We start from the raw sequence: 23,422 nt of genomic DNA, 5'->3' as shown, positions 1-23,422 counted from the left end.
TTTATTTTCTTACCCTCGGCGAAATTACCTTCCGTTTGGCGAAGCTTCTTCTGCGGATTTTAACGGCGATCAAAAACTTTTTGCTGCGCTGGATTCTTCGGCCGATCGGGCGTTTGTTCCGCCGGATTTTCCGCGGGGTGCGCACGATCTGCGTAAAAATCGCGAAAGTCACAACAAAACCCTTAAAATTTCGGAAGAAAAGAAAAAAATCGCTTGAAACCTCCCCATCTGATAGTGTATAATCAGCTATATGGATTCTGAATTTGCCCGATTACAGCGGACTGCAGAGAGGGGAGCTGTTTGACTTTATGAGGGTGCTGAAAGCCAAAAAAGAAAAGAAGAGCTTTTTGCTGCGGTTTGCCATTCTGGTATTTGCGGTTTACGCGGCGGTCGCCCTTGTGAACCAGCAGATGCAGATCAGCGAAAAGAAGCGGCAGCTGGCCGATTTAAAGCAGCAGATCAAAATTCAGGAGATCAAAAACGAGGACTTAAAACACAGCTTGTCCTCCGGCAGCGGCGTCAGTGACGAGTACATAGAACGCGTTGTGCGGGAGGGGCTCGATTATGCCAAACCCGGCGAACGTGTTTTTGTAAATATTGCGGGGAATTAAACGGCTCTGAATTTAAGAGGAGGATATTATTACTGTATGCAACTTGAGGTAGGGACAATTCTTGAGGGAAAGGTTACTGGAATTACAAAGTTCGGTGCTTTTGTAGAGCTTCCCGAGGGCAAAACCGGGATGGTTCATATTTCTGAGGTAGCTCCGACCTTCGTGAAGGAAATCCGTGACTATGTAACGGAAAATCAGATGGTCAAGGTGAAAGTGCTGAGCATCAGCGATGATGGCAAAGTGAGTCTTTCCATGAAAAAGGCTGTTCCGCCGCCGCCTCGTGACAACGGTCCTGCCGCGCGTCACTTCGCGCCGCGTTCTTCCGGGCCACGCCCTTCCGGACCGCGTCCTGCAGGCAGGCCTGGCAACTACGAGTGGCAGGCGAGCAAAAAACCTGAAGCGTCCAGCTTTGAGGAAATGATGTCTCGGTTCAAGCAGACCAGCGATGAAAAAATGTCCGACCTCAAAAGGTGCATTGATTCCAAGCGCGGCGGCTTTACCAAGCACGGCGGCTCATCCAAATAAAGCAGGCGGAGTGGTTACACTCCGCTTTTTTGCGTAATGGTTCCAGGGGTTGTTTACAGAAATGGCACGATGGTCTGTTCCACAAAGAAAAGCAGCAGCCTCGTTCCAATCCCCGGAATCCATGCGGTACGCGTGCCCTTTGGGCATTCCTGCGGCGCCGCTTTGGTTCGCTTTGCTTTTAAAATATCCGATCGATCTGAAGTTACAGACAAGCCCGGATTTTTCCGGGCGTCTGCCCGTTTTTGGAGGTAACACATGCTGATACAAAATGCAATGATTTATACGATGGCAGGCGACCCGATCCCGAACGGCTACCTGCTGGTGCAGGACGGCAAAATCGCCGCGGTCGCCCCCATGCCCGCGCCCGACGCCTTGGAGGAAGAGGTGGTCGACGCCGGCGGCGCTTCCATCTACCCCGGCTTTGTGGACGCCCATACCCACCTCGGCATGTGGGAGGACGGCCTGACCTTTGAGGGCGACGACGGCAACGAGGATACCGACCCCATTACGCCGCAGATGCGCGGCATCGACGCCGTGAACCCTCTCGACCGCTGCTTTGAGGAGGCCTGCGCCGCGGGCGTGACGACAGTCATTACCGGCCCGGGCAGTGCGAACCCCATCGGCGGGCAGCTGGCCGCGGTCAAGACAGCGGGACGGCGGATCGACAACATGGTCATCCAGGCGCCCGTGGCGATGAAAATGGCGCTGGGGGAGAACCCAAAATCCACGTACCACGGCAAAAGCCAGACGCCCTCCACCCGTATGGCCACGGCGGCCCTCATCCGCGAGGAGCTGTACAAGACCCGGCGCTATCTGGAGGATTTGGAGCTTTCTCGCAAGGACGAGGACATCGATCCGCCGGAGTACGACATCAAATGCGAAGCGCTCATTCCGGTGCTTCAGCGCAAGCTGCAGGTGCATTTTCACGCACACCGGGCCGACGATATCTTTACCGCCATGCGCCTGGGGCGCGAATTCCATCTCGATTATGTGATCATTCACGGAACGGACGGCTACCTGATCACCGACGATCTGGCCGGGGAAGATGTTCCGGTGCTTTCCGGCCCCATTCTGTGCGACCGTTCCAAGCCCGAGCTGAAGAATCTGACGCCGGCGTGCCCCGGTATGCTCCAAAAGCAAGGCGTCCGCATTGCGATCGTCACGGATCACCCGGTCGTTCCGATTCAATACCTGCCGCTGTCCGCCGCTCTTGCGGTGCGCGAAGGGCTCGAGCGGGAAGAAGCGCTGCGCGCGATCACGATCAACCCCGCGCGCATCTGCCATATCGAAGACCGCGTCGGCTCTCTGGAACCGGGCAAGGACGCCGATTTTTCCCTCTTCCGCGACGACCCGCTTCAAATCAGCACAAAGCCGGAAATGGTGTTTGTATCCGGCCGCCGGGTATTTTGATTACTAGGCTTCCGCAAAACAGGTGAAAAAAGACGTTGCGCTCTCTCCGTTTGCAGAGGGAGCGTGAAATAGATCTCTGCTGTTCCGCGAGAGATGAGTATGGGATGGTTCGATCCGCGCCCGTGCGGCGCATACAAAAAGGAGTGGAGTGTATGAGAGAGGTTCCCGTTTCTCTGATCAGCGACGGGCTGTGCCGGATGTTTATCGAGGCGAATCGCGAGCTTTCCGGCGATCTGGAAAGCTGCATCCGCTGCTCGGTGCAGAAAGAGAGCAATCCTCTGGGAAAATCGATTCTGGAGGATCTGTGCGAAAATCTGGACGCCGCGCGGCGGCTGAATCTTCCCATCTGCCAGGATACCGGCATGGCGGTTGTGTTCGCGGAGATCGGGCAGGAGGTGCACCTCACCGGCGGTTCGTTTGAGAACGCCGTGAACGAGGGCGTCCGCCGCGGCTATGTAGAGGGTCTGCTCCGCTGCTCCGTGGTGGGCGATCCGCTGCGCCGCATCAATACCGAGGATAATACCCCCGCCGTGCTGCACACCCGCATTGTGCCCGGCGACCGCGTGACGCTGACCGCCTGCCCCAAGGGCTTCGGCAGCGAGAATATGAGCTGCCTGAAGATGATGACCCCGGCGGCCGGGCCGCAGCAGATGATCGATTTTGTCACGGAGACCGTCCGCCTTGCGGGCGGCAACCCCTGTCCTCCCGTTGTGCTGGGCGTTGGGATCGGCGGCGATTTCGAGCTGTGCGCGCAGTTGGCCAAAAAGGCACTGTGCCGTCCGCTGGATGAGCCGAATCCCGATCCGTTTTACCATCAGCTCGAGCAGGATATGCTCCGTGCGGTTAACGAGCTGAACGTCGGCCCGCAGGGCTTTGGCGGCGATGTGACCGCGCTGGCCGTGAATATCGAGACCTACGCAACGCACATTGCCGGCCTGCCCGTTGCGGTCAACGTCGGCTGTCATGTGACCCGGCATAAAAAAATGATCATTTAAGATCGAACTACTTCTATTTTTTCGGTATTTATGTTATAATACTCCCAGAGAGTTCGGGTCAATTTTCAGGAATATGTTCCGAAAACTCTGCGATTTCCATTTGCAAAGGAGATGCGTACATGAATATCACGATTACTGGACGTAAGGTCACACTCAAAGATCACTTCAAGAGCCTGGCAACCAAAAAGCTTTCCCGTTTTGATAAGATCTTCGATGCGGACGCGGACGCTCATGTGGTGGTCACGCTGGAGCGCAACCGTCAGACGGTTGAAATCACAATCCGGAGCAAGGGCATGATTTATCGTGCGGAGGCTACCGATTTTGAAATGAACGACGCGCTGGATCAGGTCATCAGTGCTCTGGGCCGGCAGATTCGCAAGAACAAGAGCCGTCTGGACAAGCAGATTCATTCTGCGGCGCTGGATCAGCTCGTGACGGAAACGCCGGAAGAAGCCGAGCCTGCCGCAGTCGCCGAAGAAGAGGAATATCGGATTGTGCGCACCAAGCATTTCCCGGTGAAGCCCCTTACGGTGGAAGAAGCAATTCTGCAGATGAACCTGCTCGGTCATCAGTTTTACATGTTCCGCAACGGCGCTACGGGTGAAATCAATGTAGTATATCAGCGCAAAAACGGCGATTACGGTTTATTGGAGCCGGACGCGGAATAATATAGTGAGTCAGCGGGGGCCGCGTCAGACTGCGGCCTCCGTTTTATTTCCCGGGTAAAACACAAAATTTTTGCCCGCTATTTTTTTAGATACGGAGAGAAACACAATGGATCAATTTCAACTGGTATGCCCCTGCCTGCTGGGCGTAGAAGGCCTGGTGGCGGAAGAACTGCGGGATATGGGAGCGCAGCAGGTAGAGCCCCAGAACGGGCGCGTGGTGTTCGCCGGCAGCGAAGAAATGCTGGCGCGCGCGAATCTCTGCTCCCGTTACAGCGAGAGGGTGCTTGTGCTGCTCGGCACGTTCCGTGCCGTTACCTTTGAGCAGCTGTTTCAGGCGGTAAAGGCCCTGCCTTGGGAGCAGTGGATCGGCAAGAAGGACCGTTTCCCGGTCAAGGGCCGTTCGCTCAGCTCTCAGCTTTCCAGCGTTCCGGACTGCCAGTCCATCATCAAAAAGGCCATTGTGGAACGCCTGAAGCTGAAATATCGCATCCCGTGGTTCGAGGAATCCGGCGACATGTATCAGGTGCAGTTCCTGATCTTAAAGGATACCGTCAGCGTGATGCTCGATACCAGCGGTGTGGGACTGCACAAGCGCGGCTATCGTCCCAACGCGGCGGAGGCCCCGATCAAAGAAACGCTGGCTGCGTCGATGGCGAAGCTGGCCCGTCTTTGGCCGGATTCCCACGTGTACGACCCGTTCTGCGGCTCCGGCACGATTCTCATCGAATCGGCGCTGCTCGCGATGAACATCGCCCCCGGCCTGCAGCGGAGCTTTGCTGCGCAGAGCTGGAAGGGGATCGATGAAAGCGTGTGGATACGCGAAAAAGCGCGCGCGCAGGATCTGGTTCGGCGTGACAGCACCTTCCTTGCTACCGGTTATGATATCGACGGCGCGGCCGTTGCCCTGACGCTGGAAAACGCGAAAAAGGCCGGCGTCATCGCCCATATCCGGGCGGAAAAGCGCGACATCCGCGACTTTGCGGAGGAGGGCGAGCGCGGCTGTGTGATCTGCAACCCGCCCTACGGCGAGCGCCTGCTCGACCTGAGTCAGGCGGAGGAGCTGTATACGGCCATGGGGCAGCGCTTTGTTCCCAAACGCGGCTGGAGCTACCACATCATCAGCCCCGACGAAACGTTTGAAAGCTGCTTTGGCCGTCCTGCGGACAAGCGCCGCAAGCTGTATAACGGAATGATCAAATGCCAGCTTTACAGTTACTATAAAGCGTAGAAGAAAGAGAAAGTAAAAGGCAGGATTCCATGTGGAATCCTGCCTTTTACTATTATTATCAATAATAGTATATTTTATATAAGTATATTTCTTATTAAAATATTTAAAATATACCAATTCATGCTATTGTAAATAAAAATTGGAAAATGTATAAATCTTTCAAAGATCTGTAAGAAAACGATAGAGTGGGAAGCGGAGATGCTTTTGGCAAGCCGTATAATAAACGAATCACTTCCCAAAGTATTTATTGATGGTAATTGACTGAAAACACTGATTCATATGTAATGGGATAGGAGGTATGTACTTACTGTGAATACTTCCTATTCCATTTTGAATTTATGTAAGATATGAGGTGGGATCATGAAAGTACACTTTCGATGCTTTTTATTTCTTCTGATTTGTTTTATCATGGTATCCTCCGCTTCGTGTATAGAGGGGATAAAAGAAGAATGTTTTTCAGCAACTGGTTCTGCATCTGAAATCGATAAAATAGAGCATTCAGCTTTGGAAAGCCCGGCCCCTGTGATTGACTCCATAGAGTTTTATCCTACTGAGGGCTATCTTCATCCTGACAGTGGAAACAATCCTGCATGGTGGTCAGAGATTAGCTTTTTTGGAACGGTAAAAGGTGATTTTACCAATTCGGAAAACGATAAGATCCTGAATCAATTAAAAAAGTTTTTTCAGATTCAATCGGTAGTTACGGAGCAGAATCAAGAGCTTTTCGTTTCTTCCGCTGATTGGCTGGTATCGGGAGACGATAAAGAGAGCCGCGAAATTCAACTAAAAGTAATATTCAAAGAAAAAATACAGAAAAAAACAATAGTTACTGGGATCAGAATGGAAGAAAACGGAATTTTAACGGAATCTCCGGTTGGAAAATATGATATTCAGCCTGTTCCTTATGCAGAAACAAAAAATTGCTTTATGTTTGAAAATATAATCGATCTTCTGGATACGGCGTCTGAGGATATGACGCTGACCTACAGAGTAGCGGTGCCATCCAAACACCCGGATACGATAACCTTTCACGCTGTAATTTCAGAGGATCCAAACCGGATATCGGCTGAAGCGATAAGCTGGAAATATGATGAAGAAGCGACAAAGGATGCAAAAGATTATTATTCAACCACAAAAACAGCGTCGGATATCGAGAGCTTTCAAATATATGCGGTCGATGTACAGATAAAAACGAACTTGAAGAGCGCTGCGATTCAGCCATATATTACCGTTTCCTATAACGGAAATTCTTATCACTGTATGTCGGAAGCCGTGTATTTTGATCTAAATCGGAGCGTTCAGCCATGAATTTTACACAGGCCTCCTTTCGGCTATTTCGAAGTCGGAAGGAGGCCCTTATTTTATTCTGGATGAATCAGGTAAAATTTGAGAGGAAAGCTAACCTCAAAAAGCAAAGATAGCAATTGTAAAAAAATTATGAAATTCCGTATTTTAGGAAAAAACCTCTTGATTTTTATGTGTCCAGCGGCTAAAATAAGTCTTAGCACTCGAGGATATTGAGTGCTAAACCAAATCAATCATTTGATTTTTTATAAGGAGGAAATAGGAAATGACGATCAAACCACTTTCCGACAGAGTTCTGATTAAAATGGAAGAGGCAGAGGAAACCACAAAGAGCGGTATCCTGCTGGCCGGTTCCGCAAAAGAGAAGCCCCAGATCGCGTCTGTTATCGCGGTCGGCCCCGGCGGTATGGTAGACGGCAAAGAGGTTACCATGTACGTAAAGGTGGGCGATAAGGTCATCAGCAGCAAATATGCCGGAACAGAAGTGAAGATCGACGGCGAAGAGTACACCATTGTACGGCAGTCGGATATTCTTGCTGTTGTGGAATGATTTTTCATTTTGATTCAGAAATTTAGGAGGAATGCAGTATGGCAAAGCAGATTATTTTCGACGTGGAAGCCAGAAAAGCTCTGATGAGCGGCGTAAACCAGCTGGCCGATACCGTTAAGATTACCCTGGGCCCGAAAGGCCGCAACGTGGTGCTCGATAAGAAGTTCGGCGCTCCGCTGATCACCAACGACGGCGTGACCATCGCCAAAGAGATCGAGCTCGAGGATGCCTTTGAGAACATGGGCGCACAGCTCGTCAAAGAGGTTGCGATCAAAACCAACGACGTGGCCGGCGACGGCACCACCACCGCCACTCTGCTGGCACAGGCTCTGGTCCGCGAGGGCATGAAGAATCTGGCTGCAGGCGCTAACCCCATGATCCTGCGCAAGGGAATGCAGAAAGCGGTTGACGCTGCTGTCAAAGCGATCATCGACAATTCCAAAAAGGTTTCCGGCTCCGACGATATCGCGAGAGTCGCTACCGTTTCCTCTGCGGATGAATTCATCGGCAAGCTGATCGCGGAAGCGATGGAAAAGGTCAGCTCCGACGGCGTAATCACCGTGGAAGAGTCCAAGACTGCCGAGACATACTCCGAGGTTGTAGAAGGCATGCAGTTTGACCGCGGCTATATCACCCCTTATATGGTAACTGATACCAATAAGATGGAGGCCGTGATCGACGACGCCTATATCCTCATTACCGATAAGAAGATTTCCAATATTCAGGAGATTCTGCCCCTGCTCGAGAGCATCGTACAGTCCGGCAAGAAGCTCGTGATGATCGCTGAGGACATCGAGGGCGAGGCTCTGACCACCCTGATCCTCAACAAGCTGCGCGGCACCTTTACCTGCGTTGGCGTAAAGGCTCCCGGCTTTGGCGACAGAAGAAAAGAGATGCTGCGCGACATCGCGGTTCTGACCGGCGGCCAGGTGATCTCTGAAGAGCTCGGCCTGGAGCTGAAGGACACCACGATTGCTCAGTTGGGCCGTGCCCGTCAGGTAAAGGTAGACAAAGAGAACACCATCATCGTAGACGGTGCCGGTAACTCCGATGAAATCAAGGACAGAGTGGCTCAGATTCGCGCTCAGCTCGAAACTACTACCTCCGACTTCGACCGTGAGAAGCTGCAGGAGCGCCTGGCGAAGCTCGCCGGCGGTGTTGCGGTCATCAAGGTCGGCGCCGCTACCGAAGTGGAAATGAAAGAGAAGAAGCTGCGCATTGAAGATGCTCTGGCGGCAACCAAGGCTGCTGTGGAAGAGGGCATCGTGGCCGGCGGCGGCGTTGCGTTCATCAACGCGATTCCCGCGGCGGAGAAGCTGCTGGAAAGCACGGAAGGCGATGAAAAGACCGGCGTGCAGATCGTTCTGAAAGCTCTGGAAGAACCCGTGCGTCAGATTGCCGTGAACGCGGGCCTCGAAGGCTCCGTTATTGTTGAAAACCTGAAGAAAGAAAACAAGGTCGGCTATGGCTTTAACGCGCTGACGCAGGAGTACGGCGATATGATCAATGCAGGTATTGTTGATCCTACCAAGGTATCCCGTTCTGCGCTGCAGAACGCCGCTTCCATCGCGGCCATGATTCTGACCACCGAATCTCTGGTTGCGGATAAGAAGGAGCCGGTGGCTGCTCCCGCAATGCCCGCAGATGGCGGCATGGGCGGCATGTATTAAGCCTAAAACACATTTGAAAAAAAGCGATGCTGGTTTCAGCATCGCTTTTTTTATGCGGAAAAACCTTTCTCTGTCACAACTGCCAAAGAAAGAGCTGCGCTCCGCTTTGTGACGTGACATCGGCTTTTGATATTGAATTGTTGAAGAAAAAAGCAAGAAACAACCTCGTCCGCATCAGCGGGACGGTTTTGCGTCATTGAAAAGAATTGATAGAATAGTCGTATATATAAAGTTTTTTGTCATGTATATTTGACTTTATGACGCTGATATGATACTATATGCTGCAGGAGGTGGCAATGATGGGGAAGAATTTACGAATCAAGGCTGCGCGGGCCGCAAAGGATATGACACAAAAAGATTTGGCCGATGCTGTTGGGGTCGCTCGACAAACAATGAATGCAATTGAGAAAGGCGACTATAATCCCTCGATCAACCTGTGCATTGCCATTTGCAAAGTTCTGGACAAAACTTTGGATCAGCTTTTTTGGGAGGGTAACGAATATGAAAATCAATAAAAGTGCTCTGGATGAAATGCAGACCGAAAGACGTAACCATATCGGCAATCAAATGTTTCTTTTGACGTTCTATCTTCTTTTATTGGATGCGGGCCTTTATGGGATGGGGATTCGCTGGCTGGAATATCCCGTGAACAGCATGGTGATTATCATTCTCAGCATGAGCATTTACCTTGTTAGAACAATCGCGGCAAACGCGTATCTGCCCCCAAAAGCGGACAGTAAGAAAACCGTTGCGTCCCTGCTGATCGCGATCGGCTGTTCGGTCGCGCTTGCAGCAGCCGTTTTCTTCTTTTTTAAAAACTCATCGGCGCCGTTTTTTGCGCAAGCCGCAAATGAGCATTCTGCACTGATTCTCTTTCTTGTTTCGGTCGTTGGTCTGCTCCTCTCGCTCATTGCAGCTATCATAAGGAAGAGAAATGATAAAAATGACAGTGATGATTAAATAGAAAAAGCATGACGCGGAAAGCTTTCGATTCCCCAGTAGGATGATCTTTCTATTTGCATCTCTCCCGGTGTTCCGGCAAAACGAAAATTGAAACAGGCGGAAAATGGCGGCAAGGGCTCCGAAGAGCCCTTGCCGCCTGCCAAATTTATATTGTACAAGAGAGAGGTATTAGCAATTTTTAAACCGGAAATCCGGTGCCGGTTATTTCTTAACAGCCGTTTCGGCAGGAACCACCTGTGGCTCGGATTCTCTGTTGACATTCCAGCAGTCGGTGTCGTGGATTCCGATGCTGGGTGCGTAGAAGTAGATTTTTTCTTTGCCCTGCCTTTTCTGTGCCTCGTAGTCCTTTAGAACCTTGATGGCGGTGTTGGCCAGAATCATCAGTGCAGGGAAGTTCAGCAGTACCATAATCGCCATGGTAAAGTCCGCCAAGTTCCAGGCCAGCTCGGCAGTCATCAGGCAGCCGATGCACACGGCCGCCACGATGCTCAGGCGGAACAGCCTGGAAGGCGCGCGGTGCCAGATATAATACACATTGGTTTCCACATAATACACATTTCCGATAATGGTGCCGAAGGCAAAGAAGAAAACGGAAATGGAAACGAACCATAGGCCAAAGGCGCCGAATTGAGATTCCACCGCCGCCTGAACCAGAGGCATGGCGTAGCCTCCGTCTTTCCCTTCCCAGGAGACGCCTGGGCAGAGAATCAGCAGAGCGGTCGCCGTGCATAGGATCAGCGTGTCGATATGAACCGCGAGCATCTGAACCAGCCCCTGCTTTGCGGGATGGGTGTCATCCACCGTACCGGCTGCGTTGGGCGCGCTGCCCATGCCGGCTTCGTTGGAATACAGGCCGCGGCGCAGGCCGATCGAAATCGCGGTGCCGGAAAAGCCACCGGAAACGGATTCAAAATTGAACGCCATCGAAAAAATCTGACCGAACACATGGGGCAGTCTTTGTACATTCAAAGCGATGACCGCCAGGCTGACCAGCAGAAAGCCGATCGCCATAAAAGGAACGATCACCTCGGAAACCTTCGCGATGATTTTTTGTCCGCCGAAAACCGCGTAAGCGGTCAGAATGGTCATAATGACTGCGGTACCGTAAGCGACCCAGGGGGAGTCCCCGAAGTTCCGCTGTAAAGAAGCGGTTACCGCATTGGCCTGCAGCATCTGAAAGCCGTAGGAGAATGTAATGATCAAAGACAAGGCGAACACAACGCCCACCCAGCGGCGTTTGAATATTTTCACCAGATAGTACGAGGGGCCGCCCTGAAAGCCACCATCGGGAGTTTTTACCTTGTAAAGCTGCGCCAGCGTGCTTTCCACAAAGGCGGAAGCGCCGCCCAGCGCCGCCGTCATCCACATCCAGAAAATCGCGCCGGGGCCGCCCAGAATAATGGCCGAGGCCACGCCGGTAATGTTGCCCACGCCCAAACGGGAGGCACACGAGACCATCAGGGCCTGAAAGCCGGAAACAGACTCTTTGTTGTCGTTGTCCTGAAACAGAAGCCGAATTCCCTCCCTGGCCATTCGGAACTGAACGATGCGTGTGCGTATGGAAAAGTAGATGCCCGTAAACAGCAGCAGCACCAGCAGTACGCTGCCGTAAAGAAAGCCGTTTGTCGCGTTCAGAATCTGATTGAGGTGATCCGCAAATACACTCATACATGTTACCCCTTTTTTGTTTACACCGCAGTGCAAGTTTTGGTTGCAAAGGAATGCAGGTTTAGCTTGCCGGACAAATATTCCAGCATATGAATCCCGCCGATGCTGTTGCCCTTCTTGTTCAGAACCGGGCCATAGGTGGCGATTCCCATCCCTTGTTCTGCCGCCGCTACAATTCCACCTCCTACTCCGCTTTTGGATGGGATTCCAGCCTTTACCGCAAATTCACCGGATTCGTCGTACATGCCGCAGGTCAGCATCAGCGTTTTTACAATGCGCACAATCCATTCTTCGATCATTTGCCTGCCGGTAACGGGGTCCAGGCCGTCGTTGGCCAGAATCAGCGCGTAACGGGCCAGGTCCTCCGTCGTTACCTCCACCGAGCACATCCGGAAATACCGGTCCAATATCTGCTCGGGGTCGCCCTCCAGAATGTGGTCGCTTTGCAGCAGGTAGGCAATCGAGCGGTTGCGCAGCCCTGAGCGCTTTTCCGAAAGGTAGACCTGTTCATTCAGGCGGATGGTGTCGTGAAAGCAAAGACGGCGCACCAGATCGAGAAACGCCTCAAAGGGATCGGGCAGATCGATGCAGCTGACGGTGACGATCGCACCGGCGTTGATCATGGGATTGAACGGGGGAAGCTGCTTGGATTCGAGCTGCACGATGCTGTCAAAGCAGTCGCCGGTAGGCTCCATTCCCACCTTGCTGAATACCTTTTCATAGCCGACCGTCTCCAGGGCCAGAATCAGCGAAAAGGTTTTTGCGATGCTCTGCATCGTAAACGGGACGTTCCAGCTGCCCGCATGGAAGGTGGTGCCGTCCGGCAGGATCAGGCTGATTCCCAGATGCGAAGGGTCGGCCTTGGCCAGCTCGGGAATATAGTCGGCAACCTTACCGCGGGAAAGAAAGCTTCTGCCGCAGAGCAAAGCGTCCTGTAACATAAGGTCAATGTCTTGTGGCATCATCATAAAATTACCCCTTGGATGCGATATTTTTTATGGAATAGTATCATAGTACCACAAATCTAACAAACCGGGTAATTCGTTTTGGTGATAATGCTTATCGCGAATCCATATAAGAGGGTGGACATAAAGCGTTCCCATGCGCGGTAAGATAGTACAAATCCGGGCGGACACTTTACAAATTTTTCCAAATATGATAAATAATAGTAGGAAAACAATCGGTTTTTCTATGCTTGGGGGATAGACTGTAAAGGAGGAGCTTTTGTTGGAGATCAAGTATTTGAAATACTTTCAGGCCGTCGCGGATTATGGGTCGATTAATCAGGCGGCCAAGGTGATGTACATTTCTCAGCCTCATCTGAGCCACATCATCAAAGAGGTGGAGGAGGAGGCGGGGTTCGAGCTGTTTCAGCGCACGAAGCAGGGCTGCGTGCTGACGAAAAACGGAAAAAAATATTTGAAGCACTGTGAGGTCATTCTGCGGGAAATCGAAAATCTAAAGCAGTTCAGCAGCGAGATACAGGCCGGTAAAAGTGTAATGAGTATTTCTATGACGAAATTTTCGCATACGGCGGAGTGCTTTAACCGGGTGTGCTGCCGGCACTGGAATCTGGAAAATTATTCCTACCGTCTCAACGAGGATTCCACGATGAATGTGATAGACGACGTGATCAGCGGCAGCGCAAATGTGGGGGTGATCCATTTTGCGTCTCAGGAATCGAATATCATGCAGAAGCTTTTTTCCGATAAGGAGCTGGAGTTCCGCCCGCTGGCTACCTTTTTGCCGTATGTGTGCCTGTCCAGCGACCACCAGCTGCTCAACGGCAGCAGCGGCATTGATATTTCAGAGCTGAAGAATTACGGGTTTGTCAGATACATAGGGCAGTTTGAGGATTTTATCTACCATATCACTGCCGAAAATCTTCATCTGGATTTGAATGATTCCTCCCGGATCGTGTATGTCAGCGACCGCGCCGAGCAGATGAACCTGATTTCGACCGGCGGCTTCTTTACGATTGGAATTTCGGAATTTTCGGGGCAGAATTCCCTGTATGGGGTCGTTTCGGTTCCCCTGATGAACTGTTCGGAGCATATCCTGTTCGGGATCGTGACCAAGCGGAACGGGAAGCTCTCAGATGCGGAGCGGGAGTTTATCGACGAGGTGACAGAAAGCTACCGCCAGCTGCAAATGCGCGAGAATCAAACGGTGCGCAGCGGGCTGGCGGCAGATTAAAACGGAAACAGCAAGATTTATCCATTTGCAGGTATAAAAAAGGAATGAAAACAAAAGCTAAATTTTTACAGAAAAGGAAACAGTTTTTAATGGATTTGCCGAATAGTTTCAATACTGAAATTTGCTTTCAATGCGCATTTATGGTAAACTAAAGTCATAGCATTGTGATACAGTTCAGTACTCTGTTCGGGAGGTGTGAAACGATGGAGGCTTATTATCCTTTTGTGTGGCTGGCAGTGATTGTCGGAGCGGCAATTCTGGAAGCCGTGACCGTGCAGCTGGTATCCATCTGGATGGTGGTTGGCGGCATTGCGGCGCTGATCGCGAATCTTTTGGGTGCGCCGATTTGGATTCAGACAGGGACGTTTGCGGTGGTTACGACGCTTTCGCTGGCGTTGACCCGTCCGCTGATCAAAAAAGCCCTGAAAGTCAAACGGGAAGAAACGAATGCCGGCCGCTATGTCGGCAAGGTCGGTATCGTCACGTCAGAAATCGACAACGAAAAAGGCCTGGGTCAGGTGACGGTAATGGGCAGTATCTGGTCCGCCCGTTCCGACAGCGGAGCTGTGATCCCGGCAGGACATAATGTTCTGGTGCTGCGTATTGAAGGGGTTAAGCTGATCGTGGTGCCCGAATCTTAAAAAACTGTATTTTATTTAACAGGAGGTTTCACTATGGGATGGATTATTCTATGGATCCTGGTCCTGATTGTCGTGGTGGTCATCATCACGAACATCAAGATCGTTCCGCAGGCGCATGCCTACGTTATGGAACGGCTGGGAGCCTATCACGCAACCTGGGAGACCGGTCTGCATGTAAAAGTCCCTTTTATTGACCGGATTTCCAAAAAGGTATCCCTCAAGGAGCAGGTCATCGATTTCCCGCCTCAGCCCGTTATTACGAAAGATAACGTAACGATGCAGATCGATACCGTTGTGTATTTTCAGATCACGGACCCGAAGCTGTACGCCTACGGCGTAGAGCGCCCCATTTCCGCGATCGAAAACCTGAGCGCTACCACGCTGCGTAACATCATCGGCGAGCTGGAGCTGGATACCACCCTGACGTCCCGTGACGTCATCAACAGCAAGATCCGTATCGTGCTGGATGAAGCGACCGATGCCTGGGGCATTAAGGTCAACCGCGTGGAGCTGAAGAACATTCTGCCGCCGCCCGCGATTCAGGATTCGATGGAGAAGCAGATGAAGGCCGAGCGTGACCGCCGAGCCATCATTCTGGACGCGGAAGGCCAGAAGCGCAGCGCAATTCTGATCGCCGAAGGCCAGAAGGAAGCGGCGATTCTGGCGGCCGACGCGCAGAAGCAGTCTCATATTCTGGAGGCCCAGGGCGAGGCGCAGGCCATTATGTCTGTTCAGCAGGCTCTGGCTGACAGTCTCAAGCTTTTGAACGAAGCGGCTCCCAGTGACCGCGTCATCGCGCTCAAGAGCCTGGAGGCATTCCAAAAGGCCGCCGACGGCAAGGCCACCAAGATCATCATTCCGTCTGAAATTCAGGGGCTGGCCGGTCTTGCAACTTCTGTAAAAGAACTCTTCACAGAAGATCCGCAGGGTGAAAAACCGAACCGCGCAAAATAGACAAAATAGGCAGTATTTCCTAGGGAAAGCTCATGATAACCTTACGAAAATATGATTTTTGAAGCGGCGTCTATTGCATTTTACTTCTTTTTAACCTAAACTGAAAGGGATGGATTATTCAGGAGAGACCGGAGGGAAAGGCATGAGATCGGTTCTGTTGATTTTCACCAGTCTGGATAAATGTGCCGGATGGAACCGGGTTTCTGAATAACTGGGCAGACTGCACCCTGTAAGGGTGCGGTCTGCTTTTTGTTTTCTGATTAAAATCACTGGCGAGTTATAATCCTTTTGTGATTATAATCAGAAAAATTCCAGTGCGCCGCTTCATTTGTCTTTGACAATTGGACGATGCGCAACATCCATTTCGCAAGTTCGATGGATTGAATTCCGGCAGTTTAGACTTCAAAATGACGATTTGAAAAAGGAGTGCTGTTTCATGTCAAGCGGAAAAAAAGTTGCGGTTATTATGGGCAGTGACAGTGATTTTGCGGTTGTATCCGCCGCGATTAAGCGGCTCAAAGCATATGAAGTACCGACAGAGGTGCATGTGATGTCGGCGCACAGAACGCCGCTCATGGCTGCGGAGTTCGCGAAAAATGCCAGAACCAACGGTTTCGGCGTCATTATTGCCGCGGCCGGCAAGGCGGCGCATCTGGCAGGAGTGCTTGCGGCGCACACCACGCTCCCGGTCATCGGGATCCCGATCAAGTGTTCCACACTGGACGGCCTTGACGCGCTGCTTGCCACCGTGCAGATGCCCAGCGGCGTTCCGGTTGCCACCGTGGCGATCGACGGAGCGGACAACGCGGCTCTGCTGGCGATTCAGATGCTTTCCCTTACGGATGAAGCGCTGGCCGATCAGCTCGAGCAGATGAAGCAGAAAATGGCGGATGAAGTAGAGAAGAAGGATGAGGCGATTCAGTCGGCCGTGAAGGCTCTGTAAGCGTCAAATGGGGGGAAGGGTATGAAAAGTTTCAGCGAAAGCTATAAAGCGGCGGGGGTAGATGTCACCGCCGGATACCGTGCGGTAGAACTCATGAAAAGCCACGTGGCCAGAACGACGACGCCCGGGGTGCTGTCCGGCCTGGGCGGCTTCGGCGGCCTGTTTTGTCCCGATCTTTCGGGCATGAAAGAGCCGGTTCTCGTTTCGGGTACCGACGGCGTCGGCACAAAGCTGCACCTGGCCTTTCTGATGGATCAGCACGACACCATCGGCATCGACTGCGTGGCCATGTGCGTCAACGACGTGGTCTGCGGCGGCGCACAGCCGCTGTTTTTCCTGGACTACCTTGCGGTAGGCAAGAACCATCCGGAAAAAATCGAGAAGATCGTCGCCGGTGTGGCGGAGGGCTGCGTGCAGTCCGGCTGTGCTCTGGTAGGCGGCGAAACGGCGGAAATGCCCGGCTTTTATCCCGAGGACGAGTACGATCTGGCGGGTTTCTGTGTGGGCATGGTAGACCGCTCTAAGATCATCGACGGCTCCCAGATGCAGCCGGGCGATGTGATTTTGGGTCTCGGCTCCTCCGGCGTACATTCCAACGGTTTTTCGCTGGTGCGCAAGGTGTTCCGTCTGGATTCCGGCAACGTCGGCCGCCATGTGGACGAGCTGGGCAAAACGCTGGGCGAAGAGCTTCTGACCCCAACAAGAATTTATGTCAAGTCTGTTCTGAATCTGATGAAACAATGCAATGTAAAGGCGGTTTCTCACATTACGGGCGGCGGCTTCTACGAGAATGTGCCGCGCATGATGAAGGAAGGCCTGACAGCAAAGCTGGAAAAGGCCGCTCTGCCTTCTCTGCCGATTTTCCACCTGCTGCAGTCCGTGGGCAATATCCCCGAGCACGACATGTACAATACCTTTAACATGGGAATTGGCATGTGTCTCGTGGTATCCCCGGATGAAGCGGACAAGGCTGCCGCGCTGCTGCGGGAGACGGGCGAACGCGTATCCGTGATCGGCCAGGTGGAGCAGGGCACGGAGGGCGTTGTTCTATGCTGAATATTGTGGTGCTGGTTTCCGGCGGGGGAACCAACCTGCAGGCTCTGATCGATGCCGAACGCCGGGGAGAACTCTCCGGCGGGCGGCTTTCGTGCGTCATTTCCAGCAGACCGGATGCGTACGCTCTGACCCGCGCCGCGCAGGCAGGCATCCCCTGCGAGGTTCTGCGCCGCAAAGAATTCGACAGCCAAACTGCCTACGACCATGCCCTTTTGTCGCTCCTAGAGCGCTGTGGGGCCGATCTGGTGGTGCTGGCCGGGTTCATGACGATCATCGGGGATGAAGTGATCGCACGCTACCGCAACCGGATGATGAACATCCATCCGTCTTTGATCCCTTCTTTCTGCGGGGAGGGGTATTTTGGCCTCGCGGTGCACCGCGCCGCGCTCCTGCGCGGTGTGCGTGTGACGGGCGCAACCGTCCATTTTGTCAACGAGGTGTGCGACGGCGGGCCGATCATCCTGCAGCAGGCTGTCGAGATCCACGACGACGACACGCCGGAAACGCTGCAGAAGCGGGTGATGGAAGAGGCCGAATGGAAAATACTGCCCCGCGCGGTATCTCTGTTCTGCGAAGGCCGGCTTTCTGTTGCCGGGAACCGCGTGCTGCAAATCAACAAGGAACAACGGGAGGAAGCCGAATGACAACCAAAACGATTGAACAGGCCCTGGCGGGCAACGGGTACCCCGGGCGCGGAATTCTGCTCGGGAAAACGCCCGACGGCGCGTATGCGCTGATTGCCTATTTCATTATGGGACGCAGTGAAAACAGCCGCAACCGTGTTTTTGTGCGGGAGGGCGACGGGCTGCGCACACAGGCGTTCGACCCCTCAAAGCTGTCCGATCCGTCGCTGATCATCTATGCGCCGGTGCGCGTGGTCGGCACCGAGGTGATTGTGACAAACGGCGACCAGACCGATACGGTGCGCGATTTTCTGCGCCGCGGCGAAACGTTTGAGGATGCGCTGAGAAGCCGCACCTTTGAGCCGGACGAGCCGAACTTTACCCCCCGCGTTTCCGGCTGGATGAACGCGGGCACCGACTTTGCCTACCGCCTTTCGATTTTGAAAAGCGCCGGCGGCAACCCCTCCTCGGTGCAGCGCATGTTTTTCGAGTACGAAACGCCGGTGCCGGGGCAGGGGCACCTGATCCATACTTACCGCTGCGACGGCAGCCCGCTTCCCTCCTTTGAGGGGGAGCCGGTCTGCGTCAGCGTTCCGCAGGAGCTGGAGGAGTTTACCCGGCTGATCTGGGATTCCCTGAACACGGAAAACCGGGTTTCGCTGTTTACCCGCCGCATTCGCCTTTCAACCGGCGAAACGGAAACCCGGATCATCAATAAGAATCAGTAAGGGGAGGAACAGAGGATGGAACTGATGCTGAAATACGGCTGCAACCCCAACCAGAAGCCGTCGCGGATTTTTCGTCAGGACGGCGGCGAGCTGCCGGTCACGGTGCTGAACGGCAAGCCCGGCTATATCAATTTTCTGGACGCGCTGAACAGCTGGCAGCTGGTAAAAGAGCTGAAAGCGGCAACGGGACTGCCCGCCGCCGCATCGTTTAAGCATGTCAGCCCCGCCGGTGCGGCGGTGGGCGTGCCGATGTCGCCCGAGCTGCAAAGGAGCTGCTTTGTCGACGATCTCGAGCTCTCCCCGCTGGCGTGCGCCTATGCCAGGGCCCGCGGGGCGGACCGCATGTCCTCCTATGGCGACTGGATTGCGCTCTCCGACGAATGCGACGCGCAGACCGCCCGCCTGATTTCCCGCGAGGTGTCCGACGGCATTATTGCGCCCGGCTATTCGGCTGAAGCGCTCGAAATTCTGAGGGCAAAGCGCAAGGGCTCTTACAGCGTGGTTCGGATCGATCCGGAGTACGTTCCTGCCCCCGTAGAGCATAAGGATGTGTTCGGGATCACCTTTGAGCAGGGCCGCAACAGCGCGGTGATCGACGAGAGCCTGCTGACCAATTTCGTCACCGACAGCAAAACATTCTCCGCAGAAGCGAAACGTGATCTTCTGGTGGCGCTGATCACGCTGAAATATACGCAGTCCAATTCCGTCTGCTACGCAAAGGACGGACAAGCCATTGGTGTGGGAGCCGGGCAGCAGTCCCGCATCCACTGCACCCGCCTTGCGGGCAATAAGGCGGATTTGTGGCATCTGCGCCAGCATCCGCAGGTACTCAGCCTGCCCTTCCGTGCGGATATCCGCCGCCCCGACCGCGACAACACCATCGACGTGTACCTTTCCGACGACGCGGAAGAGGTACTGGCGGACGGCGTCTGGCAGCAGTTCTTTACCGAATGCCCCGCGCCGCTCAGCCGCGAGGAAAAACGCCGCTATCTTTCGGGCATCACCGGCGTTTCGCTGGGCTCTGACGCGTTTTTCCCGTTTGGGGACAACATTGAGCGCGCCCACCGCAGCGGCGTTTCATTTATTGCACAGCCCGGCGGCTCCATCCGCGACGACCATGTGATCGATACCTGCAACAAGTACGGCATTGCCATGGTATTTACCGGTCTGCGTTTGTTCCACCACTAATTAACCCGGTACTGATCTGCGAGAAGCAGGAAGGCGGGGGAGAAAATCTCTTCCGCTTAGAGGATCGGGAATCCGTATGAGTTTACAACAGGAGTGTGTGAAAATATGAAGGTACTGGTAATCGGCAGCGGCGGCCGCGAGCATGCACTGGTGCGCAAGCTGAAAGAAAGTTTCCGGCTGACGAAGCTCTGGTGTGCGCCCGGCAACGGCGGCATCGCCCGAGACGCGGAATGCGTAGACATCAAGGCGGCGGACATTCCCGGCGTGGTGGCGTTTGCAAAGAGCAACGGGGTCGATCTGGTTGTCGTAGCGCCCGACGATCCGCTGGCCGCCGGAATGGTGGACGCGCTGGAGGCCGAGGGCATCCGCGCGTTCGGCCCGCACAAGGCTGCGGCGCAGATTGAAGCGAGCAAGGTGTTTTCCAAAAATCTGATGAAAAAATACAATATCCCCACGGCGGGGTACCAGGTGTTTACCGAGCCGGAAGCGGCGCTCGCGGAAATCCGCCGTGAGAACAGCTACCCGGTCGTCATCAAGGCCGACGGCCTTGCGCTCGGCAAGGGAGTCGTGATCGCGCAGGACTACGCGGAAGCGGAGCAGGCGGTTCGCTCGATGATGGAGGATAAAATCTTCGGCGAATCCGGCAGCCGCATCGTGCTCGAAGAGTTCCTCACCGGGCCGGAGGTTTCGGTTCTGGCGTTTACCGACGGCAAATGCGTGCGCCCCATGGTGTCCTCCAAAGATCACAAGCGCGCGCTCGACAACGATCAGGGCGCGAACACCGGCGGCATGGGAACCATCAGTCCCAATCCGTTTTACGACGACGAAACGGCGCGCGTGTGCATGGAAACCATTTTTCTTCCCACCATCCATGCCATGAATGCCGAGGGCCGGCCATTTAAGGGCTGTTTGTATTTTGGGCTGATGCTCACCCCGAAGGGTCCGCGCGTGATCGAATACAACGCCCGTTTCGGTGACCCCGAAACCCAGGTGGTTTTGCCTCGCCTTACAAGTGACCTGCTCGATATTATGGAAGCCGTCATCGATGAGCGTCTGGAGGAGCAGGAGATTCAGTGGTCATCGCAGGCAGCAGCCTGTGTGGTGATGGCCTCCGGCGGCTACCCTGCGCAGTACCAGAAAGGCATTGCGATCAGCGGCCTGTCCAAAGACGGCCAGGTGCAGGGGGCGACGGTGTATCACGCCGGTACCGCTCTGCGCGGCGAAGAGTTCGTCACAAACGGCGGGCGCGTGCTTGGAGTGACCGCTACGGGTGAAACACTGGAGGAAGCGCTGGAAAAAGCGTATCGTGCGGTTTCCGGCATCCATTTTGAGGGCGCCCACTACCGCCGCGATATCGGGAAAATTCAGAACGCCTGACAACGAAGCAGGGGGCAGGCCGTTCGGCCTCCCCCTTTAAAAGACGGAAACAAAAAGCCGCCGGGAGCATTCCCGGCGGTTTCAAACGTGTGAGAAACAAATGATTTCTCAATATAGACCAAAACGATCAGAATTGCGTTATTCAGAAAGAGCCCTTTGCAGCCAGGCATCGGCAATATCCATGGCCAGGTACAGCCCTTCCTTTTCGCTGGATTTTACAATTTGCTTGCGGGCGCGAATGTCGGGGTTGGTATACATTAACTGAATGCCGACCTTGTCGGCAACGTCCATATCCAGCACGCGTTTTTTGCTCTTGATTTCCAATTTTACCACGTATTTGTCTTTCATGCTTCCATAATAAATCACGTCGCCGCAGCGCACAAGGGGCTTTCCGCGGTAGGTGGGAAACTTCGTGGCATTCTCTTTTCCGTTTTCGTTACTCAAACTGATAACCTCCCATCATTCATACTTTGTGAACTAAAATTATAGCATAGACAGGCCTAGAAGTAAAGAAAAATCCCCGCCGCCGTTTTCTTTACGGGAAGAAAACAAGTGGGAAAATTTGTTTCTTTGGGCCCAATCGAATCAAAAATTTATCATAACGCATTTCAGGAGTGAACACATGGAAACAATCAAAACAGAAATCAAAGAAAATAAGATGGGAACTGCGCCGGTCGGCGGGTTGATTGCGGGCATGGCTGTGCCCGCAATGTTCTCGATGATGGTGCAGGCCCTTTACAATATTGTTGACAGTTTTTTCGTCGCTAAAATCAGTCAGGAGGCTTTGACGGCCGTTTCGCTGGCGTTTCCGATCCAGTCCCTGCTGGTGGCCTTTGGTGTCGGCACCGGCGTCGGTATTAACTCGCTGGTTTCGCGCCGCCTAGGGGAGGGCCGCAGAAAAGAGGCCAACAGTGCCGCGACCCATGGCCTGCTGCTAGGTCTTGTCAACTGGGCGCTGTTTGCGCTGTTCGGTCTGTTTTTTGCCCGCCAGTTTATCGAGGGCTTTTCCACAGACCCGACCGTCATTGCGGACGGGACCCGGTTTGTTCAGATCGTCTCCATCTTCTCGTTCGGCGTGTTCGTCGAAATCAATGTAGAAAAGACGCTGCAGGCGACCGGCAATATGATCTATCCGATGGTCTTTCAGCTGATCGGCGCTTTGACCAGCCTGATTCTGGACCCGATCTTCATCTTCGGCTGGTTCGGCGTTCCCGCCATGGGTGTGCCCGGCGCGGCGATCGCCAACGTGCTGGCCCAGTGTATCGCCATGTGTGTATCATTGACCGTTCTGATGAAGAAAAAGCATGAGATCGAAGTTAATTTCCGCGGTTTCCGTCTGGATCTCAAAATTGTCCGCGATATTTATGCGGTCGGCATCCCCACCATCATCATGCAGTCGATCGCATCGGTGATGGTAATGGGCATGAACCTGATTCTGGTTCGCTTTACCGATACGGCGGTGGCGCTGTTCGGAATTTATTTCAAGCTGCAGTCGTTTGTCTTTATGCCGGTGTTCGGTCTCATGCAGGGCATGATGCCGATTCTGGGGTATAATTACGGCGCGAAAAAACAACCGAGAATGGTGCAGGCTATCCGCATCGGCCTTGTGGTCAGCGCGCTGATCATGGCTGCCGGTGTTCTTCTGTTCTGGGTAATGCCCGCTCGCCTGCTTCTGATTTTCGAAGCTTCCCCCGAGATGGTGCAGATCGGTGTTCCGGCACTGCAGATTATCAGCCTTTGCTTTGTGCCGGCTGCGGTGGGCATCACGTTCAGCACGGTGTTCCAGGCGCTGGGCAAGGGAATTTACAGCCTTGCGATTTCTCTGCTGCGCCAGATGATCGTGCTGCTGCCTGCGGCCCACCTGCTTGCCCATATCTCTCTGAATTCGGTCTGGTATGCGTTCCCGATTGCGGAGATCTTTTCGCTGGCGGCAAGCCTGCTGCTGTTCCGCCACGTGTATCGTGGCTGCATCCGCACCATGCCGGAATCCCCTTCCGCTGCGCCGGTACGTCTGGCCGCGGACGCACGGGATCAATAAAAACGTAAGTGTTGTTATCCAAAAGGGCCTTGTTTCGTGCTGCGAAACCAAGGCTCTTTTGCCCATCCCTTGCAGAATTCCATTG

25 protein-coding genes and 1 pseudogene are annotated in these 23,422 nt (G+C 53.7%); 22 read left to right on the top strand and 4 right to left on the bottom strand.

Annotation, left to right across the window (positions count from 1 at the left end):
* The 3 genes and pseudogenes from TY09_RS18750 to TY09_RS11055 all read left to right on the top strand — a co-directional run.
* Positions 1-242 (top strand): annotated as a pseudogene (locus tag TY09_RS18750) (spore cortex biosynthesis protein YabQ); the annotation flags it as partial.
* 66 nt (positions 243-308) lie between these two features.
* On the top strand, positions 309-611 hold the full coding sequence (locus TY09_RS11060) for an FtsB family cell division protein (protein WP_020072056.1): 303 nt from the start codon (positions 309-311) through the stop codon (positions 609-611).
* Between the two features lie 36 nt (positions 612-647).
* The gene (locus TY09_RS11055) at positions 648-1,136 is read left to right on the top strand and encodes a S1 RNA-binding domain-containing protein (protein ID WP_009066095.1); all 489 of its coding nucleotides are present in this window, start codon (positions 648-650) and stop codon (positions 1,134-1,136) included.
* A gap of 53 nt (positions 1,137-1,189) precedes the next feature.
* Here TY09_RS11055 and TY09_RS18345 read toward each other — a convergent pair whose 3' ends face one another.
* Positions 1,190-1,348 carry a hypothetical protein gene (locus tag TY09_RS18345; RefSeq protein WP_157037049.1) on the bottom strand — a complete coding sequence of 53 codons (159 nt, stop codon included), beginning with the start codon at positions 1,346-1,348 and terminating at the stop codon, positions 1,190-1,192.
* A gap of 43 nt (positions 1,349-1,391) precedes the next feature.
* Here TY09_RS18345 and TY09_RS11050 point away from each other — a divergent pair, with 43 nt between their 5' ends.
* The 9 genes from TY09_RS11050 (at position 1,392) to TY09_RS11010 (ending at position 9,922) form a co-directional block, all read left to right on the top strand.
* Positions 1,392-2,546 carry an amidohydrolase gene (locus TY09_RS11050; protein ID WP_042434267.1) on the top strand — a complete coding sequence of 385 codons (1,155 nt, stop codon included), beginning with the start codon at positions 1,392-1,394 and terminating at the stop codon, positions 2,544-2,546.
* 152 nt (positions 2,547-2,698) lie between these two features.
* Positions 2,699-3,541: a fumarate hydratase gene (locus TY09_RS11045; protein WP_042434265.1), complete on the top strand. Its 843-nt coding sequence runs from the start codon at positions 2,699-2,701 to the stop codon at positions 3,539-3,541.
* Between the two features lie 119 nt (positions 3,542-3,660).
* Positions 3,661-4,209 carry a ribosome hibernation-promoting factor, HPF/YfiA family gene (gene hpf / locus TY09_RS11040; protein ID WP_009065922.1) on the top strand — a complete coding sequence of 183 codons (549 nt, stop codon included), beginning with the start codon at positions 3,661-3,663 and terminating at the stop codon, positions 4,207-4,209.
* A gap of 106 nt (positions 4,210-4,315) precedes the next feature.
* Positions 4,316-5,437 carry a THUMP domain-containing class I SAM-dependent RNA methyltransferase gene (locus TY09_RS11035; protein ID WP_009065896.1) on the top strand — a complete coding sequence of 374 codons (1,122 nt, stop codon included), beginning with the start codon at positions 4,316-4,318 and terminating at the stop codon, positions 5,435-5,437.
* Between the two features lie 360 nt (positions 5,438-5,797).
* On the top strand, positions 5,798-6,745 hold the full coding sequence (locus tag TY09_RS11030) for a hypothetical protein (protein WP_042434263.1): 948 nt from the start codon (positions 5,798-5,800) through the stop codon (positions 6,743-6,745).
* Positions 6,746-7,007: 262 nt separating this feature from the next.
* The gene (locus tag TY09_RS11025) at positions 7,008-7,292 is read left to right on the top strand and encodes a co-chaperone GroES (RefSeq protein WP_009065964.1); all 285 of its coding nucleotides are present in this window, start codon (positions 7,008-7,010) and stop codon (positions 7,290-7,292) included.
* Between the two features lie 38 nt (positions 7,293-7,330).
* Positions 7,331-8,962 (top strand): chaperonin GroEL, encoded by a 1,632-nt coding sequence (groL, locus tag TY09_RS11020; RefSeq protein WP_042434260.1) that lies wholly within the window; start codon positions 7,331-7,333, stop codon positions 8,960-8,962.
* Between the two features lie 299 nt (positions 8,963-9,261).
* Positions 9,262-9,477, top strand: a complete 216-nt coding sequence (locus TY09_RS11015; protein ID WP_042434257.1) for a helix-turn-helix transcriptional regulator — start codon at positions 9,262-9,264, stop codon at positions 9,475-9,477.
* Complete coding sequence (locus TY09_RS11010; RefSeq protein ID WP_042434254.1) at positions 9,464-9,922, top strand: DUF6773 family protein; 459 nt, start codon at positions 9,464-9,466, stop codon at positions 9,920-9,922. The genes TY09_RS11015 and TY09_RS11010 overlap by 14 nt, the downstream gene beginning before the upstream one ends.
* Positions 9,923-10,126: 204 nt before the next feature.
* Here the strand turns inward: TY09_RS11010 and TY09_RS11005 are convergent, their stop codons facing one another.
* The gene (locus TY09_RS11005; RefSeq protein ID WP_042434251.1) at positions 10,127-11,593 is read right to left on the bottom strand and encodes an alanine/glycine:cation symporter family protein; all 1,467 of its coding nucleotides are present in this window, start codon (positions 11,591-11,593) and stop codon (positions 10,127-10,129) included.
* 20 nt (positions 11,594-11,613) lie between these two features.
* Positions 11,614-12,543 carry a glutaminase A gene (glsA, locus tag TY09_RS11000; RefSeq protein ID WP_411918532.1) on the bottom strand — a complete coding sequence of 310 codons (930 nt, stop codon included), beginning with the start codon at positions 12,541-12,543 and terminating at the stop codon, positions 11,614-11,616.
* Positions 12,544-12,820: 277 nt separating this feature from the next.
* Between glsA and TY09_RS10995 the strand changes: the two genes are divergently transcribed.
* The 9 genes from TY09_RS10995 (at position 12,821) to purD (ending at position 21,299) form a co-directional block, all read left to right on the top strand.
* On the top strand, positions 12,821-13,789 hold the full coding sequence (locus TY09_RS10995) for a LysR family transcriptional regulator (protein WP_042434248.1): 969 nt from the start codon (positions 12,821-12,823) through the stop codon (positions 13,787-13,789).
* Between the two features lie 203 nt (positions 13,790-13,992).
* Positions 13,993-14,430: an NfeD family protein gene (locus TY09_RS10990; protein ID WP_042434245.1), complete on the top strand. Its 438-nt coding sequence runs from the start codon at positions 13,993-13,995 to the stop codon at positions 14,428-14,430.
* Between the two features lie 33 nt (positions 14,431-14,463).
* A complete protein-coding gene (locus TY09_RS10985) occupies positions 14,464-15,384 on the top strand; it encodes an SPFH domain-containing protein (protein ID WP_042434242.1) in 921 nt (306 codons plus the stop codon).
* A 436-nt stretch (positions 15,385-15,820) separates the two neighbouring features.
* Positions 15,821-16,327 (top strand): 5-(carboxyamino)imidazole ribonucleotide mutase, encoded by a 507-nt coding sequence (purE, locus tag TY09_RS10980; protein WP_042434239.1) that lies wholly within the window; start codon positions 15,821-15,823, stop codon positions 16,325-16,327.
* 21 nt (positions 16,328-16,348) lie between these two features.
* Positions 16,349-17,383 carry a phosphoribosylformylglycinamidine cyclo-ligase gene (purM, locus tag TY09_RS10975; RefSeq protein ID WP_042434237.1) on the top strand — a complete coding sequence of 345 codons (1,035 nt, stop codon included), beginning with the start codon at positions 16,349-16,351 and terminating at the stop codon, positions 17,381-17,383.
* The gene (purN, locus tag TY09_RS10970; RefSeq protein ID WP_009065400.1) at positions 17,377-18,027 is read left to right on the top strand and encodes a phosphoribosylglycinamide formyltransferase; all 651 of its coding nucleotides are present in this window, start codon (positions 17,377-17,379) and stop codon (positions 18,025-18,027) included. Before purM ends, purN begins: the two co-directional genes overlap by 7 nt.
* The gene (locus tag TY09_RS10965) at positions 18,024-18,734 is read left to right on the top strand and encodes an IMP cyclohydrolase (RefSeq protein WP_042434234.1); all 711 of its coding nucleotides are present in this window, start codon (positions 18,024-18,026) and stop codon (positions 18,732-18,734) included. Before purN ends, TY09_RS10965 begins: the two co-directional genes overlap by 4 nt.
* 15 nt (positions 18,735-18,749) lie before the next feature.
* A complete protein-coding gene (locus tag TY09_RS10960; RefSeq protein WP_042434231.1) occupies positions 18,750-19,922 on the top strand; it encodes a phosphoribosylaminoimidazolecarboxamide formyltransferase in 1,173 nt (390 codons plus the stop codon).
* A gap of 105 nt (positions 19,923-20,027) precedes the next feature.
* Positions 20,028-21,299 (top strand): phosphoribosylamine--glycine ligase, encoded by a 1,272-nt coding sequence (gene purD, locus TY09_RS10955; RefSeq protein ID WP_042434228.1) that lies wholly within the window; start codon positions 20,028-20,030, stop codon positions 21,297-21,299.
* Positions 21,300-21,437: 138 nt separating this feature from the next.
* Here the strand turns inward: purD and TY09_RS10950 are convergent, their stop codons facing one another.
* Positions 21,438-21,743: a hypothetical protein gene (locus TY09_RS10950; protein WP_009065472.1), complete on the bottom strand. Its 306-nt coding sequence runs from the start codon at positions 21,741-21,743 to the stop codon at positions 21,438-21,440.
* A 178-nt stretch (positions 21,744-21,921) separates the two neighbouring features.
* Between TY09_RS10950 and TY09_RS10945 the strand changes: the two genes are divergently transcribed.
* Entirely contained in the window at positions 21,922-23,337 is a 1,416-nt protein-coding gene (locus TY09_RS10945; protein ID WP_009065422.1) for an MATE family efflux transporter, read from the top strand.
* The last annotated feature ends 85 nt before the right edge of the window (positions 23,338-23,422 follow it).

It is taken from the genome of Faecalispora jeddahensis, from assembly GCF_000577335.1.
Classification (GTDB): Bacteria; Bacillota; Clostridia; order Oscillospirales; family Acutalibacteraceae; genus Faecalispora; species Faecalispora jeddahensis.
The sequence above is the reverse complement of the archived record's forward strand: the minus strand, read 5'-3'. Positions and strand labels throughout refer to the sequence as shown.